The sequence below is a fragment of the Thermomonospora curvata DSM 43183 genome, from assembly GCF_000024385.1.
GTDB classification, from domain to species: Bacteria; Actinomycetota; Actinomycetes; order Streptosporangiales; family Streptosporangiaceae; genus Thermomonospora; species Thermomonospora curvata.
Genome location: NC_013510.1, coordinates 5623286 through 5639016, shown reverse-complemented (window position 1 = coordinate 5639016; position 15731 = coordinate 5623286). Strand labels below are relative to the sequence as shown.

The window sequence follows — 15731 nt, the reverse complement described above, 5'->3', positions numbered from 1 at the left end:
TGGACTTACTCTCTCACGCGTCATCCACAGAGTTGTCCACAACCTGTGCACAACCGTAGGGGCGGATGTGTAAAACTCCGCCGTGGGTTGCATGTCCGGGGATGTTCCTGGCCGAGGCGCGATCCGGGGCCGTCCTCCATAAGGCCCGCGGGGAATCGGACCGTGGGACCTCGTGGGGTGACGACGGTAGTCCGTGCCGGCGGGTGGCTGCAACACCGACGACGGACCTGTTATCCACATATGGGCGACCTATCCCCCATCCGGGGCGGGGCCGTTCACACAGCGTAGAGGCGGCGGCCCGGCGGGCCCTTGTCACGGCAGCGGCGGCCACGGTCTGCAACCTTTCGGGGCGGCCGGGCGGGGACGGATGTTGGCAAGCTCACGTCGCCCGCCGCTCGGTTTGACCGGACGGGCGCGGACCTCGTAACGTTTTACGGTCGAGTCGCTTCGACGGCGTTCCCGCGTGCCCGCGCAACGCTCCCTGAAGCTGTCGGCGCTCGTCCGGCCGAGTAGAGTCGGCGAGGCGAGCATCTGGGCGAGCACGGCGGGCCCCCGCTGCGGGGGACCGGACGCGGCCCGCGATGCGACCGCACAGCCGAACCGACCTCAGGCACCTTACGGCCTGCAGGGATCCACGACCGCAGCACCGCACTGGAGTCTCGAGTGAGCAAGCGTACCTACCAGCCGAACAACCGTCGCCGCCACAAGAAGCACGGCTTCCGGCTGCGCATGCGCACCAGGGCCGGTCGCGCGATCCTGGCGGCCCGGCGGCGCAAGGGCCGCGCCCGCATCTCGGTCTGACCGCACCCTCACCACCCATGCTGCCCTCCGGTCATCGGATGCGGCGGCGGGACGAGTTCACACTGACCGTCCGGCGCGGGCGCCGCGCCGGACGCACTCATATCGTCGTCCACCTGTTGCGCCGCGATGACCTCCCGGAAGGCCTTCCGGCCGCCGAGCGCGCCCCCAGGGCCGGGTTCGTCGTCGGGCGCACCGTGGGCAACGCCGTCGTCCGCAACAAGGTCCGCCGTCGGCTACGGCACCTGGTCGCCCAGCATCTGGACCGTCTTCCTCCGGGTAGCCTGCTTGTGGTACGCGCCAACCCGGCCGCCGCGACCGCCGGCCACAAGGAGTTGGCCGCGGATCTGGAGTCGGCGCTTGACCGGCTGCTACGGCGACGGGCCTAGGGGGTCGCTGGCGGACATGACCATCAACACCGGGGACACGCCCCCCGGCGGGACGGCGCGCATCTCGCTCGCCGCCCGCCTGCTGATCCTCCTCGTCCGCGGTTACCGTCGCTTCCTCAGCCCGCTGCTGGGCCAGCAGTGCCGCTTTTACCCCACCTGCAGCGCTTATTCCCTGGAAGCGCTGCGCATGCATGGGGCGCTGCGGGGCGGTTGGCTGACGGTGCGCCGGATCGGCCGGTGCCACCCCTTCCACCGTGGCGGATACGACCCCGTGCCACCCCCCAAGGGCGGGACGGCCCGTCACGAGACTGCAGGCCGCGAGCCGAGCGGCCCTCCCACAGCAGAGCCCAAGGAGCTGCCTGGTGTTTGATTGGCTGTACGAGATCGTCGCTTGGTTCATCGTCTTGATCCATAAGGGACTGGGCACGATCGTCGATCCCGACAGCGGCTTGGCGTGGGCCGGCTCCATCATCCTGCTGACCGTCTTCCTGCGGCTGCTGATGTTCCCGCTCTTTGTGAAGCAGATCCACGCTTCGCGCAAGATGCAGGAGCTCAGCCCGCAGATCCAGGCGCTGCGCAAGAAGTACAAGCACGACAAGCAGCGCCTCAACCAGGAGGTCATGCGGGTCTACCAGGAGAACGGCGCCAACCCGCTGGCCGGCTGCCTGCCGCTGCTGGTGCAGATGCCGGTTTTCATCGGCCTGTTCCAGGTGCTGAACGGCATCTCCAAGGCCAAGGAGGGCGAGTCCAAGTACGGGATCTCGCCCGAGCTGATCCACAGCGCCCAGCACGCCGACATCTTCGGCGCCGTCATCCCCGACACCTTCCTCAACGCCTGGGGCGATGGGGCCTGGGACGCGGTCGCCGTCACCGCCGTCGCGGTGCTGATCAGCTCGACCACCACGTTCTTCACCATGCGCGCCAGCATGAAGCGCCAGCCGGTCATGGATCCGGACAACCCCATGGTGGCCGCGCAGAAGATGATGGTCTTCCTGGCCCCGCTGCTCGGGCTGTTCGGGCTGGGCTTCCCGCTGGGCGTGCTGCTGTACTGGATGACCTCCAACACCTGGACGCTGGCCCAGCAGCACTACATCTACTCCAAGTACCCGCCGGTCGGCGCGAACGGCGCCGACGCCAAGGCCGGCGCCGCACCGGCCAAGGGCAAGGCGGACAAGGGCGGCAAGGCCGGCAAGACCGCCGCCGAGCCGCAGGTGCAGATCATCCGCAACCAGCCGACCCGCAAGCCGCGCAGCAAGCGCGCCGCCTCCGGCGGGGCCAAGGCGGGCAAGGTCAACCTCACCAAGGCCGGTGAGGTGAAGAAGGAGCCCGCCCCGGCGGCCGAGGCGCAGCCGCAGATCGTCCGCGATCAGCCGACCCGCAAGCCGCGGAGCAAGCGCAGCGGGTCCTCCAAGCGCTAGATTCGGTGTGTCCCGTCGACGAAGGAGAACCCGTGAGCCAGACCGACGCCGCCGAGGTCGACGTCCAGGCGCTTGAGCAGGAGGGCGAGATCGCCGCCGACTACATCGAGGGCCTGCTCGACATCGGTGACTTCGACGGCGATATCGACATGGACGTGGAGGGCGACCGCGCCCTGGTCGCCGTGGTCGGCGCCTCCCTGGAGGAGCTGGTCGGCAAGCGCGGGGAGGTGCTGGAGGCGCTGCAGGAGCTCACCCGGCTGGCCGTGCACCGCAAGACCGGCAACCGCAGCAAGCTGATGCTCGACATCGGCGGTTACCGGGAGCGCCGCCGCGCCGAGCTGACCAAGCTGGGCCAGGACGTGGCCGCCGAGGTCAAGCGGACCGGCAAGCCCAAGCCGCTGGCCCCGATGACCCCGTTCGAACGCAAGATCGTCCACGATGCGGTGGCCGCCGCCGGGCTGCACAGCGAGTCCGAGGGCGAGGAGCCGCAGCGTTACGTGGTGGTCTACCCCGCCTGACGGCCTGCTCGACGGGAACGACCGGGCGCTGGGACCACATCGGCGTGCGATCGCCGGGCCGCAAGGCCCGGCGATCGTTTTTTGTCCGCGATCGATCCCGGCGGGACGGTACGTACCGGCCGGCCCCTTTGAGGGCGAAACGCCGCTCTGGCGTCCGGTGCCTGTGAACTGCCTCGCTGCGTGAATGCAGGGGCGCGTGTTAAGGAAGCTCCACCGGTGCTTCCTCGGCGAAGTGGAGCACGTGCCCATGACGCGTGTCGTTTCCCATCGGCTCAGCCGCTCTGGGCGGGCGTCCCCCTGTGCGGTGCCTGCAGCGTCGGCTTTGCGTATTACTAGGGCTCACCCGTGCCTCTTCGTTTCCTCTCCTGCGGCCATATCCCCTGACGACACCGAATGTAAGAAAGGCGTCACTGTTCGGAGTCGGCGTCGGCGGCATGGTGACCTGCGGGGCGGACGGGCCGTCGTTCCCGCTGGAAAGACCTCGGCGAGCCGTGGGGGGCGGTGGGCTGCGTGCGCGGTCATCACTGTGTATGGAACGATTCGTACGGTGGGGACTCCGAGGTCGGTACCAGACGTTGCACGGCAGGTGTTCGGCGATGCCCTTCCCTTGGCGGAGCGCTATGCGGAGTTTCTGGCCGATGCGGGCGTGATACGCGGTCTCATCGGCCCGCGCGAGGTGGACCGGCTGTGGGAACGGCACCTGATCAACTGCGCGGTGGTGGCGGAGATGGTGCCGCAGGGCGCCACCGTCATCGATCTGGGCTCCGGGGCGGGACTGCCCGGATTGGTGCTGGCGATCGCGCGGCCGGACCTGTCGGTCACGCTGCTGGAGCCGCTGCTGCGGCGGACCAAGTTCCTGACCGAGGCCGTCGAGCTGCTGGAGCTGGAGAACGTCGAGGTGCACCGGGCCCGCGCGGAAGAAGTGGCGGGGGACTACCAGGTCGATGTGGTCACCGCGCGTGCCGTGGCCCCGCTGGACCGGCTGGTGGGGTGGGCGCTGCCGCTGCTGCGGCCCGGCGGGGAGCTGCTGGCGCTCAAGGGAGAGCGGGCGGCCCAGGAGCTGGCCGATGCCGAGCCGGTGCTCAAACGCTTCGGTGTCCGGACGGCCGAGCTGCACCGGCTGGGGCAAGGTAAGGTCGATCCCCCGACGACGATTGTTCGCGTGGTCGCCGAACGGATTCCGCGCCGCGCGAAAAGGTCGAGGAAGAGGTCTTCATGACAACGGGACCAGGACTGGGCCGGCCCGAGGCCGGCAACCCCTCGCAGCACGATCCCATCGAGTCGGGCCGGCCGGCGGACGGCGACCCACGGCACGCCGCCGCGGCCATGTCCGGCCCGTCCGTCCCGGCATCCGCCCCCGTCACCCCCTCTTTCTCCGGCCCGCCGGGCGGAGGGCCGTCCGTTCCGCGCCCACCGGAGGTCGCACAGAGCGGTCCTTACGGTGGGCCGTCCCGCATCGGGGCACCACCGGAGAACATGCAGGCGGCCACCGGGCCTTCCGGTGCGGGAGCCTCTTCCGCCGGGGTGCCGCGCCTTGCGACGTCCTCCACGAGCACCCCCTCCGGGCCGTCCGTCGGCGGGACCTTCTCGTTCAGCTCCATGGGAACGCCCGCCACCGGGGGGTCTGCACCAGAGCCCTCCCCCGGGCGGGAGAACAGACCGGTGGGACGGGCGCCCTCCGGTCACGCCTCATGGGGGAACACCACATCCGGAACCGCGGAGACCGGATACGTTCCGACCAGCGGCGGCGGGGTGCCGCGGCGGGAAGGGACGGCAGGCCGGGCAACTGCTCAGGGGGAGTCGGAACTCGTGCGCGAAGCGCTTCAGAACGCCGCTGTTTCACGTGAAACGACATCGCGGCCGCCGGCCGCTCAGGCCCCGCGCATCTCCCTGGAGGCGACGAAGGGACGAAGCGCAAAGCAGTGGCCCAAGCCGCCGCGGTGCCGGGTCATCACCATCGCCAACCAAAAGGGCGGGGTCGGCAAGACCACCACGTCGGTCAATCTGGCCGCCTCCCTGGCCATGCACGACCTGCAGGTGCTGGTCGTCGACCTCGACCCGCAGGGCAACGCCTCCACCGCGCTGGGCGTGGACCACCATGCCGACATCCCCTCGATCTATGAGGTGCTGATCGAGGACCGTCCGATGAAGGACATCGTGGTGGCGGCCCCGGAGGTCCCCAACCTGTACTGCGCGCCGGCCACCTTGAACCTGGCCGGCGCCGAGATCGAACTGGTCTCCAAGGTCGCCCGGGAGTCCCGGCTGCGGCGGGCGCTGGAGGGCTACGACATCGGCCGGTTCGACTACGTGCTGATCGACTGCCCGCCCTCGCTCGGCCTGCTGACGGTCAACGCCCTGGTCGGCGCGGAGGAGCTGCTGATCCCCATCCAGTGCGAGTACTACGCCCTGGAAGGGCTGGGCCAGCTGCTGCGCACGGTCGAGCTGGTCAAGTCGCACCTCAACCCCAAGCTCGAGGTGTCCACGATCCTGCTGACCATGTACGACGCGCGCACCCGGCTGGCCGCCCAGGTGGCCGAGGAGGTGCGCGGGCACTTCGGCGACGTGGTGCTGAAGACGGTGATCCCGCGCAGCGTCCGGGTCTCCGAGGCGCCCAGCTACGGCCAGTCGGTCATGACCTACGATCCGGGTTCCAGCGGCGCGCTCGCCTACGGCGATGCCGCCTTCGAGATGGCCTGCCGCGGCGCGGAGAAGACCGAGTGACGATGGGCGGAACTGCGTGGGCCATGCCAGGTGAGGTGACGAGGTGACACAGCAGCGGCGCGGGCTGGGCAGAGGACTGGGCGCCCTGATCCCCACGGGCCCGCCTCCCGGGGCGTCCAAAGAGGGGACGGCGGCTCCGGAGATGGAGCCGGTGGCCGGCGCCCACTTCGCCGAGCTTCCGGTGAACTCCATCACGCCCAATCCCCGCCAGCCCCGCAGCCACTTCGATGAGGAGGCGCTGGAGGAGCTGGCGGAGTCGATCCGGATCGTCGGGCTGCTCCAGCCGATCGTGGTGCGCCGGACCGGCCCGGACAGCTACGAGCTCGTCATGGGGGAGCGCCGCTGGCGCGCCTCGCAGCGGGCCGGGCTGGAGACCATCCCTGCGATCGTCCGGGACACCGCCGACAACGACATGCTCCGTGACGCGCTCATGGAGAACCTGCACCGCCAGCAGCTCAACCCGCTGGAGGAGGCCGCGGCCTACCAGCAGCTGCTGGAGGACTTCGGCGCCACCCACGAGCAGCTCGCCGCCCGCATCGGCCGGTCCCGCCCGCACATCACCAACACGCTGCGGCTGCTGAACCTGCCGCCCGCCGTCCAGCGGCGGGTCGCGGCGGGCGTGCTCACCGCCGGCCACGCCCGCGCCCTGCTCTCCCTCGACAGCCCGGAGGCCCAGGAGGCCCTGGCCCACCGCATCGTCGCCGAGGGCCTGTCGGTGCGCGCGGTCGAGGAGATCATCGCCATGCGGGACCTGGAGGGGGAGACGCCCAAAAAGCCCCGCCAGGGCCGCAAGCGCACCATCGCCCCCGAGCTGCGCGAGCTGGCCGACCGGCTGTCGGACCGCTACGAGACCAAGGTCCGGGTGGACATGGGCCGCACCAAGGGCAAGATCGTCGTCGAGTTCGCCTCCCTGGAGGACCTCGACCGCATCATCAAGGCGATGGCGCCCGACGAGCCCGGCATCCGCGGCTCCGGCCTGTGAGGCAAAGCCCGTCCAACGCCCCGGAGGGATTCCGGGGCGTTGTCGTATGGGCCGTTTCCTCGTCGGCGTCGCTTGATGAACCTCTGCTCCCTCGGGGAGGACGGCGCCAAGACCCGCATCCGGAACGGCCCGCCGAGGTGCCGCCGGTCGTGAGGCGTGCGGCGGTGCCTGGGATGGCTCAGGGGCCGGTTCTTCGTGCCTGCAAGTGACGGCGCGTCCCGCGATGGCTGCCCAGAGGGGCGGTTCGCGCCGGGCCCGGTGGTTCCTCTGCCGCATGGCCGACGAGGACCTCGTGCGGGCTTTCGCCGCTCGGGCGACGCATGAGAGCAGGGCGGCGAACCGGAATCTGGGCAGTCGGCAGAGCGGCCGATCCGTTCGGCGCTCTCCCCTGTCAGGAGCCGACGGCCCGGTGGGACGCGGCGAGGGCGGGGACGCTCCCCGCCCGTCCCGCCGTGACGAAAGGGGTCGCCGCACTTCCACGGCCGCCGGGTCTGCCGATGTTTCACGGGAAACGGCAGAGCGGCACCGCCGGATGTTTCACGGGAAACAGGAGCGGCGGCGCCACGGCCGATGTTTCACGGGAAACATCCGCGGCCTCAGCGGAGGCGGGCGACGATCAGGTCGTGCAGGATGCGGCCGAGGTTGAGGCCGGCAGCGGCCACGGCGCGGGGGAAGAGGCTGGTCTCGGTCATTCCGGGGGCCACGTTGACCTCCAGGAAGTGGACCTGCCCGGCCTCGTCCACGATGAGGTCGGTGCGGGACAGGTCGCGCAGGCCCAGGGCGCGGTGGGCGGTGACGGCGGCCTCGGCGGCCCGGCGGGCGACCTCCTCAGGCAGCCGGGCGGGGGTGACGAACTCGGTGTCGCCGGCGTCGTAGCGGGCGGTGTAGTCGTACAGCTCCCCGGCCGGGACGATCTCCACGGCGGGCAGCGCGACCGGCTCGCCGTCGCGCTCGATGACGCTCACCGCGACCTCGGTGCCCTCGATGTGGCGTTCGATGAGGGCGGCGTCCCCGTAGGCGAAGCAGCCGACCATCGCGGCGGGCAGGTCGCCGGCCTCCCGGACGACCGAGGCGCCGAGCGCGGAGCCGCCGCGGGCGGGCTTGACGAACAGCGGCAGGCCCAGCCGGCGCACCACGCACTCCAGCACGGCGGCGGCGCCGAGGTCGTGGAAGACCTCCTTGGGCAGCGTCACCGAGGGCGGGGTGGCCAGCCCGGCGGCGCGCACCACCGACTTGGCGGTGGGCTTGTCCCAGGCGACCCGGCAGGCGTCCGGGCGGGCGCCGACGTAAGGGACGCCGACCAGCTCCAGCACGTCCCGGATGGCGCCGTCCTCGCCCATGCTGCCGTGCAGCACGGGGAAGACGGCGTCCGGGGGAGCCTGCTGCAGCGTCTGCAGCAAGGTGGCGTCGGCGTCGTGGACCTGGGCGTCCACGTCGAGGGCGCGCAGCGCGTCGGCGACCCGGCGGCCCGAGCGCAGCGACACCTCCCGCTCATACGACAGCCCGCCCGCCAGGACGATGACGTGGCCGAGTTCGGGGACGTTCAGATCGGCCAACGCCGCATCCTCCTGCCTCTCTCAGCGGTTCGGTCTCACCGGTTCAGCACGTCTCGGGGCCCGGGGTGTCCACGCCGCCGCGCTCGCGCGCCCGGGCCGTACCGAAAGTGTCCCGCATCTGCAGCTCCCGTTCGATCACGCCGGCCAGGCGGCGCACGCCCTCGCGGATGCGGTCGGGCTCGGGGTAGCAGTACGACAGCCGCATGTGCCGCCGCCCCTGCCCGTCGGCGTAAAAGCCGGTGCCGGGGACGTAGGCCACCCGCTCGGCGATCGCCCGCGGCGCCATCGCCTTGGAGTCCAGCCCCTCGGGGAGGGTCAGCCAGACGAAGAAGCCGCCGCCCGGACGGGTCCAGGTGCACCCGTCGGGCATCAGCGCCTCCAGCGACTCCAGCATGGCGTCCCGGCGCTCGGCGTACATCACCCGGAACGACTTGATCTGCTGCTGCCAGGGCTGGGTGGCCAGATACTCGCGGACGGCGAACTGGGTGAAGCTGGAGTGGCACAAGATCGCCGACTCGGCCGCCAGCACCAGCTTGGCGCGGATCGCGTGCGGGGCCAGCGCCCAGCCGACCCGGAAACCCGGCGCGAACGTCTTGGAGAACGAGCCGAGGTAGATCACGTTGTCGGGGTCGTCGGCGCGCAGCGCCCGCATCGGCTCGCGGTCGAAGCCCAGCAGCCCATAGGGGTTGTCCTCGACGACGAGCACCTGGTGCGCGGCGCAGATGGCCAGGATCTCGGCGCGGCGGGTCTCGCTGAGGGTCACCCCGGCGGGGTTTTGGAAGTTGGGGACGGTGTAGAGGAACTTCACCCGCCGTCCTTCTTTGCGCAGCCGCTCCAGCGTCTCCCGCAGCGCGGCGGGGATCAGCCCGTCCTCGTCCAGCGGGACGTGCACCACGTCGGCCTGGTACATGGCGAACGTGCCGAGCGCCCCCACATACGAGGGCGCCTCGGCCAGCACCACGTCCCCGGGGTCGATGAAGATCCGGGTGATCATGTCCAGGGCCTGCTGGGAGCCGACGGTGACGATCACGTCGTCGGGCGAGCCGTGCACGCCCTCCAGCGCCATCACCTCGCAGATGCGGGCCCGCAGTTCCGGGTCGCCCTGGGCGGAGGCGTACTGCAGCGCCTCAGTGCCGCGCCGCCGGGTCAGCTCGCCGAGCATGTCGCCGACCACATCGAGGGGGAGCGCGGTGATGTTGGGCATCCCGCCGGCCAGCGAGACGACCTCGGGGCGGGAGGCCACGGCGAACAGCGCCCGGATCTCCGAGGGCACCATCCCGGCGGCGCGGGCGGCATAGCGGTCGGTGTACGGGTCTGTCCGCGTGTGCTGGTGCACTGTTACCTCCGATGCCAGGGGCCGAGTAGCAAAACTACGTCACGTTCGGGTGTGCGATGAAGAAGGGCCCCGCGGCGACGGGCCGCCCAGGGCCCCGCGGCGACGGGCCGCCCGGTGTGCCATGCCCGGACGAGCCGGTGCCGGTTTCCCGAAGTCCTCGTCCGATACGATGCCTGAAGAGCCCGGCGGGTTGTCTGCAGCGGCATCCGGCCGGGTCTTCGCGGTCGGGGGTCTTGCGATTTCAGCCCGCCCGCCAGGACCGGTTCAGGCCGCCCGCAGGCGGGCGCGGAGCAACAGCACCAGGGGGTGCCGATCTGGTGTCGCGTCGGCTCGTGAACGTCACACTGGACAATCTCGGCGACCTTCCGCGCAGGTGCCGCGGGTGCGTTTTCTGGGAACTCGACCCGGTCGCCGCCGAACGCGCCGCCGAGAGCGGCGACCCCGCCCTGGAGAAGGAGGCGTGGGTCTCCTCCACCCTGCTGGAGTGGGGCAGCTGCGGGAAGATCGTCTATGTGGACGGCACGCCCGCCGGTTTCGTGCTGTACGCCCCGCCGCTGTATGTGCCGCGTTCCCTGGCCTTCCCCACCAGCCCGGTCAGCGCGGACGCCGTGCTGCTGATGACCGCGCACGTGCTGCCGGAGTTCTCCGGCGGCGGCCTGGGCCGGATGCTGGTGCAGGGCGTCGCCAAGGACCTGGTCCGCCGCGGCGTGCGGGCCATCGAGGCGTTCGGCGACCTGAAGGGCGAGGAGGGCGGCTGCATGGTGCCCGCCGACTACCTGCTGGCGGTCGGCTTCAAGACCGTCCGCCCCCACCACCGCTTCCCCCGCCTGCGGCTGGAGCTCAAGTCGGCCCTGTCGTGGCGCGAGGACGTGGAAGTGGCGCTGGAACGCCTCCTGGGCTCCATGACCCCCGAGGGCGTCCTGCGTCCCATCTGAAAGCGCGGTTCGCCCCGCTGCGGTGGGGTCCGGTAAGTGCTCCCTTTGAGCGTCGGGAAAATGGGCGTGCGGCACCGGACGGAGGTCCGGGCCGCTCGGTGGTGTACCTGGCGCGGGAGGGCGCATGGCGGACGGCTCTTGGACGGGGTCACGGATGCGGGCGGCCGGAGGCTGCGCGGCGGCGCTCGTGCTGGCCGGTGCGCTGACCGGGTGCGGCGCCGCGATGGACGAGGGGTACGGGCCGGGAAAGCCGGGCGGCGTGCTCCGCATCGTCGGTGACGCCGACGTCGAGCGCCTCGACCCCGCCGCCGCGAGCGAGCCTCCCGCTTACGCGCTGAACCGCGTCCTGGCGCGGACGCTTTTCACCACCAGGGCGTCCAACAACTTCGAAGAGAGCCTGCCGGTCCAGGCCGACATGGCCGAGGCGGTCCCCTCCAAGGAGAACGGCGGGATCGGCAAGGGCGGCAGGAAGTACACCGTCCGGCTGCGCGGGAACGTCCACTGGGACACCAGCCCGCCCCGGCCGGTCGTGGCCGGGGATTTCGTGCGCGGTTTCAAGCGGATGTGCAACCCGGCGGCGCCGTCGCCCCACCGCGCGCACTACATCGCCACGATCAAGGGGATGAAGGCGTTCTGCGACGGCTACGCCAAGGTCGACGCCGACGACGCCGAGGCGATGGCCGCCTACCAGAACGGGCACTCGATCTCGGGACTGCGGGCCGCCGACGAGACCACGCTGGTGTTCGAGCTGACCCACCCGGCCGCCGACTTCCTCAACATCCTCACCCTGGCTCCGGCGGTGGCGGCGCCCAAGGAGTACGACCGGTACGTGCCCGACAGCCGCGAGTTCCGGCAGAACATCGTCTCCAACGGCCCCTACCGGATCGCCTCTTATGAGCCGGGCCGCTCCTACGTCCTGGAGCACAACCCCGCCTGGCGGGCCGAGACCGACCCGATGCGGGAACGGTTCGCCGACCGCATCCAGATCACCCTCGGCGTGGGCTCCGCGCAGGAGGTGCGGCGCCGCATCGAGCGGGGCGAGGCCGACCTGTCGTGGGACCGGCCGGTCCCGGCCGCCGACATCGAGGAGCTGAGCGGCACGGCGGGCTTTGCGCTCCGCCAGCTCCCCGGCCGCGGCCCGTACCTGGTGGCGGCCGGCGTGGCGGACCACCGGGTGCGGCGGGCCCTGCAGTACACGGTGAACCGGACGGCCGTGATCGAGGCTCTGGGCGGGCACGAGGCGGCGCGCCCGCAGCACACCCTGATCGCCCCGGGCAACGCCGGGTACTTCGAACACAACGCCTACCCCACGCCCGACGACGCCGGAGACCCCGGCAAGTGCCGCGAGCTGCTCGCCGAGGCCGGCCACCGCGGCGGGCTGCGGCTGACGCTCGACCCCGGGGACGAGCCGGAGAAGGTCGTCCGGGCCGTCCGAAAGAGCCTGTCGGACTGTGACATCGAAGTCACGATCCGTAAGAGCGGGGCGGAGCTGAAACTGGTCTCCCCCGACCCCGAGTGGTTCGGCCTCAACGGCCGCTCGGCCCTGGCGCCGCTGCTCGACGGGCACGGCGACCCCCAGATCCGGCAGCTCCTCCAGGAGGCCCTGCGAACCCCCGACACCGCCCGCGCCACCGGTCTGTGGAACCAGCTCGACCGCCTGGTCATGCAGGACGCCTCGATCGTGCCGCTGGCCGACCGGGCCTTCCCCATCCAGCACTCCGCCCGGGTGCGCGGCACCCGGTTCCTGCCGCAGGCCAGGACCTACGACTACAGCCGCATCTGGCTCACCGAGGAGTGACCACCGGGCGCCCGCCGGCGAAGGCTCCTCAGCGGTGGCGGGACGAGGAGCGGCCCGCCGATATTCGGCCAGGTGCGGGCGTTGCCGCGCGGTCGCTTCGGCGATGAGGCCGGGGTGCTTTGGGTGGGCGTGTCTCTCGGTGGACGTGATCGCGTCTGGTAGGTCCAGCTCGGTCGCTTCGGCGGCATGACCAGGGCTTGCCGCCGGGATGCTTCGATGAGGCGTGTCTCTCGGTGAACGTGATCGCGTCTGGTAGGCCCAGCCCGGTCGCTTCGGCGGTACGACCAGGGCTTGCCGCCGGGATGCCTCGGTGAGGCGTGTCTCTCGGCGGGCGCGATCACGCCCGGCGGGGCCGGCTCGGCTGCTTCGGCGGGACGGCCTAGGCTGGGCGGGTGAGGCTGGCGCAACTTCGGGCGGTGCTGCGGGAGCGGGACTTCCGGTGGCTGTATGCGACCCGGCTGGTCTCCCAGAGCACCGATGGGTTGTTCCAGGTGGCGCTGGCCGGTTACCTGTTGTTCTCACCGGAACGGCAGGCCACGGCGGGCAAGGTGGCGGCGGCGTTCGCGGTGGTGCTGCTGCCGTACTCGGTGCTCGGCCCGTTCGCCGGGGTGTTCATCGACCGCTGGGCGCGGCGGCAGATCCTGCTGTGGGCGCCGGTGCTGCGGGCCGGGATGGCCGCCGCGACGGCGGCGATGCTGGCGGCCGGGCACGACGGGGCGGTCTTCTTCCTGGCCGTGCTGGTGGTGATGGGGGTCAACCGGTTCTTCCTGTCGGCGCTGTCGGCGGCGCTGCCGCATGTGACCCGGCGCAGGCTGCTGGTCACCGCCAACGCCTTCGCGGTCACCTCCGGGACGGTCATCTCTTTCGCCGGGGCCGGGCTGGGCTATCTGCTGCGGCAGGCGTTCGGCGGCGGGCAGGGCGGCACCGCGGTGATCCTGCTGTGCGCGTCCGGCGGCTACCTGCTGGCGGGACTGACGGCCACCGCGCTGGGCCGCGACCGGCTCGGCCCCGAGCCGGAGCAGGCGCCGCCGCAGACCCGCCGGGCGCTGGGCAACGTGCTGCGCGGGCTGGCCGACGGCGCCCGGCGGCTGCGGCGGGACCGGCCGGCGGCGCTGGCGCTGGCCGCGATCGCCTTCCACCGGTTCTGGTACGGGGTCATGCTGGTCATGACGCTGCTGCTGTACCGGTACCTGTTCAGCGCCGACGCCGACGAGGGCCTGGACCGGGCCGCCGTGGTGCTGGCGGTCTCCGGGCTGGGCTTCTTCCTGGCCGCCGTGATCACCCCGCCGGTGGTGCGCCGCATCGGCAAGAACACCTGGATCATCGCCCTGCTGGCGTCGGCCGCCGCGGCGACGGCGCTGCTGGGCGCGCCGTTTGCGAACCTGCCGTGGACGGTGCTGGCCTTCTGGTTCGGCGTCGTCTCCCAGGGCGTCAAGCTCAGCGTCGATGTGATCCTGCAGGAGACCGTGGCCGACGCCTACCGGGGGCGGGTGTTCGCCGTCTACGACATGCTCTTCAACGCCGCCTTCGTGGCCGCGGCCGCCCTGGCGGCCGTCGCCGTGCCCCCGGACGGCCGTTCCCCGGCCATGCTGGCGGTCATCGTCGTCGCCTACGCGGCGGGTGCCCTGGCCTACGGGGTCTCCTGTGCTCGCATCCGCAGGCCGGCTCGGGTTTAGCGGCGCGTCCGAGGCGGCCTCGCTCAGCGGCGCCGCTCCGTCCGGCCCGCAGAACGCAGGAGGCGTTGCTTTCCGGCCGGGGCCGCCCTGCGCGCCGTCTGGAGAAGGCGGCGGTCACAGGGAGCGGGCGGCGGCGACCATGGCGGTGGTGATCTGGGCGACCTCCTCGGCGGTGCAGACGTAGGGCGGCATGGTGTAGATCAGGCGGTTGAAGGGGCGCAGCCACACGCCGTGGTCCATCACCACCTTCTGGACGGCGGCCACGTCCACCGGCTGCTCGGTCTCGATGACGCCGATCGCCCCCAGCACCCGCACGTCCCGGACCCCCGGCAGGCCGCGGGCGGGGGCCAGGCCCTCGCGCAGCACCGTCTCGATGGCGCCGACCTCGGCCCGCCAGTCGCGGCCGCGGCCGTCCCGCCCGGTCAGCAGCTCGATGGACGCGCACGCCACCGCGGCGGCCAGCGGGTTGCCCATGAAGGTGGGGCCGTGCATCAGCCCGCCGCCCTCGCCTTCGCTGATGCCGCGCGCCACCTTATCGGTGCACAACGTGGCGGCCATGGTCATGTAGCCGCCGGTCAGCGCCTTGCCGACGCACATGATGTCGGGGACGACACCGGCGTGGTCGGCCCCCCAGAACGCCCCGGAGCGGCCGAAACCGGTGGCGATCTCGTCCAGGATCAGCAGCAGGCCGTGCTCGTCGGCCAGCTCCCGCAGCGCCCGCAGGTAGGCGGGGGCGTAAAAGCGCATCCCGCCGGCGCCCTGCACCACCGGTTCCACGATGATCGCGGCGAGTTCATCGGCGTGCCGGGCGGCCAGCGTCGCCAGCTCCTCCAGGTAGGCGGGGTCGGGCTCGGCGTCGTAGCCGCCGGGCGGCGGCGCGGCGAACAGCTGCCGGGGCAGGATCCCGGCGAACAGGTGGTGCATCCCGTTGACCGGGTCGCACACCGACATGTCCCCGAAGGTGTCGCCGTGGTAGCCGCCGCGCACGGTCATCAGCCGGTGCCGCCGGGGGCGGCCCCGCGCCCGCTGGTACTGCAGCGCCATCTTGATGGCGACCTCGACCGAGACCGAGCCGGAGTCGGCGAAGAACACCTTGGTCAGCGGCTCGGGGGTGAGCTCCACCAGCAGTTTCGCCAGCCGGATCGCGGGCGGGTGGGTCAGCCCGCCGAACATCACGTGCGCCATCCGGCCGAGCTGGTCGGTGACGGCGGCGTTGAGGACCGGGTGGTTGTAGCCGTGCACGGCCGCCCACCACGACGACATCCCGTCGATCAGCGTGCGCCCGTCGGCCATGACCAGCCGCACGCCCTCGGCCGCCACCACCGGGTGGCTGTCGGCTTTCGCCGGCATCGGCCCGTAGGGGTGCCATACGTGCTCCCGGTCATAGGAGCGCAGCCGTTCGATCTCCTCGGGGGGCAACGCCGTGTGTTCCGCCATGGCCCCGAGCCTAGGGCGGCGGTATCCGGCGCAAGACCGGAGCCCCGTGCCGGGACAACCGGTGCGGCCCCCCGCGCGTCCCACTCAGTAGATCATCCTTGACCCTATTGTGTGAATATTGCTCACATTTGTATCATCTGTGAACGTCTGATGAATCACTTGAGACG

General features: G+C 71.6%; 14 protein-coding genes. 11 read left to right on the top strand and 3 right to left on the bottom strand.

Features of this window, described 5'->3' with window-relative positions; genetic code table 11:
* Positions 1-663 precede the first annotated feature (663 nt).
* From rpmH to TCUR_RS24390, 8 genes are all read left to right on the top strand, one after another.
* A complete protein-coding gene (gene rpmH, locus TCUR_RS24430) occupies positions 664-801 on the top strand; it encodes a 50S ribosomal protein L34 (protein ID WP_012855281.1) in 138 nt (45 codons plus the stop codon).
* A 17-nt stretch (positions 802-818) separates the two neighbouring features.
* A complete protein-coding gene (gene rnpA, locus TCUR_RS24425; protein WP_012855280.1) occupies positions 819-1187 on the top strand; it encodes a ribonuclease P protein component in 369 nt (122 codons plus the stop codon).
* A 16-nt stretch (positions 1188-1203) separates the two neighbouring features.
* Entirely contained in the window at positions 1204-1557 is a 354-nt protein-coding gene (gene yidD / locus TCUR_RS24420) for a membrane protein insertion efficiency factor YidD (protein WP_052305736.1), read from the top strand.
* On the top strand, positions 1550-2605 hold the full coding sequence (gene yidC / locus TCUR_RS24415; RefSeq protein WP_012855278.1) for a membrane protein insertase YidC: 1056 nt from the start codon (positions 1550-1552) through the stop codon (positions 2603-2605). The genes yidD and yidC overlap by 8 nt, the downstream gene beginning before the upstream one ends.
* Positions 2606-2637: 32 nt before the next feature.
* The gene (locus TCUR_RS24410; RefSeq protein ID WP_012855277.1) at positions 2638-3123 is read left to right on the top strand and encodes a Jag family protein; all 486 of its coding nucleotides are present in this window, start codon (positions 2638-2640) and stop codon (positions 3121-3123) included.
* A 547-nt stretch (positions 3124-3670) separates the two neighbouring features.
* Positions 3671-4342, top strand: a complete 672-nt coding sequence (gene rsmG, locus TCUR_RS24405) for a 16S rRNA (guanine(527)-N(7))-methyltransferase RsmG (RefSeq protein WP_052305616.1) — start codon at positions 3671-3673, stop codon at positions 4340-4342.
* A 590-nt stretch (positions 4343-4932) separates the two neighbouring features.
* Positions 4933-5844: a ParA family protein gene (locus tag TCUR_RS24395; protein ID WP_012855274.1), complete on the top strand. Its 912-nt coding sequence runs from the start codon at positions 4933-4935 to the stop codon at positions 5842-5844.
* Between the two features lie 43 nt (positions 5845-5887).
* The gene (locus tag TCUR_RS24390; RefSeq protein ID WP_012855273.1) at positions 5888-6826 is read left to right on the top strand and encodes a ParB/RepB/Spo0J family partition protein; all 939 of its coding nucleotides are present in this window, start codon (positions 5888-5890) and stop codon (positions 6824-6826) included.
* A 596-nt stretch (positions 6827-7422) separates the two neighbouring features.
* Here the strand turns inward: TCUR_RS24390 and TCUR_RS24385 are convergent.
* Positions 7423-8382, bottom strand: a complete 960-nt coding sequence (locus TCUR_RS24385; RefSeq protein ID WP_012855272.1) for a D-alanine--D-alanine ligase family protein — start codon at positions 8380-8382, stop codon at positions 7423-7425.
* 43 nt (positions 8383-8425) lie between these two features.
* The gene (locus tag TCUR_RS24380; RefSeq protein ID WP_083790034.1) at positions 8426-9658 is read right to left on the bottom strand and encodes an aminotransferase-like domain-containing protein; all 1233 of its coding nucleotides are present in this window, start codon (positions 9656-9658) and stop codon (positions 8426-8428) included.
* A 392-nt stretch (positions 9659-10050) separates the two neighbouring features.
* Between TCUR_RS24380 and TCUR_RS24375 the strand changes: the two genes are divergently transcribed.
* The 3 genes from TCUR_RS24375 to TCUR_RS24365 all read left to right on the top strand — a co-directional run bounded on the left by TCUR_RS24375 (position 10051) and on the right by TCUR_RS24365 (position 14127).
* A complete protein-coding gene (locus tag TCUR_RS24375; protein WP_245536940.1) occupies positions 10051-10653 on the top strand; it encodes a GNAT family N-acetyltransferase in 603 nt (200 codons plus the stop codon).
* Positions 10654-10777: 124 nt separating this feature from the next.
* Positions 10778-12451: an ABC transporter substrate-binding protein gene (locus TCUR_RS24370; RefSeq protein ID WP_012855269.1), complete on the top strand. Its 1674-nt coding sequence runs from the start codon at positions 10778-10780 to the stop codon at positions 12449-12451.
* A gap of 392 nt (positions 12452-12843) precedes the next feature.
* Positions 12844-14127, top strand: a complete 1284-nt coding sequence (locus TCUR_RS24365) for an MFS transporter (protein WP_012855268.1) — start codon at positions 12844-12846, stop codon at positions 14125-14127.
* A 114-nt stretch (positions 14128-14241) separates the two neighbouring features.
* Here TCUR_RS24365 and TCUR_RS24360 read toward each other — a convergent pair whose 3' ends face one another.
* Positions 14242-15564, bottom strand: coding sequence for an adenosylmethionine--8-amino-7-oxononanoate transaminase (locus tag TCUR_RS24360; protein ID WP_012855267.1), 1323 nt, complete (start codon positions 15562-15564; stop codon positions 14242-14244).
* Between the last annotated feature and the right edge of the window lie 167 nt (positions 15565-15731).

Coding starts and splice junctions, on each gene's coding strand:
- rnpA (WP_012855280.1), top strand. CDS start 819: ATGCTGCCCTCCGGTCATCGGATGCGGCGGCGGGACGAGTTCACACTG.
- yidD (WP_052305736.1), top strand. CDS start 1,204: ATGACCATCAACACCGGGGACACGCCCCCCGGCGGGACGGCGCGCATC.
- TCUR_RS24380 (WP_083790034.1), bottom strand. CDS start 9,658: ATGGTGCCCTCGGAGATCCGGGCGCTGTTCGCCGTGGCCTCCCGCCCC.
- TCUR_RS24370 (WP_012855269.1), top strand. CDS start 10,778: ATGGCGGACGGCTCTTGGACGGGGTCACGGATGCGGGCGGCCGGAGGC.
- TCUR_RS24360 (WP_012855267.1), bottom strand. CDS start 15,564: ATGGCGGAACACACGGCGTTGCCCCCCGAGGAGATCGAACGGCTGCGC.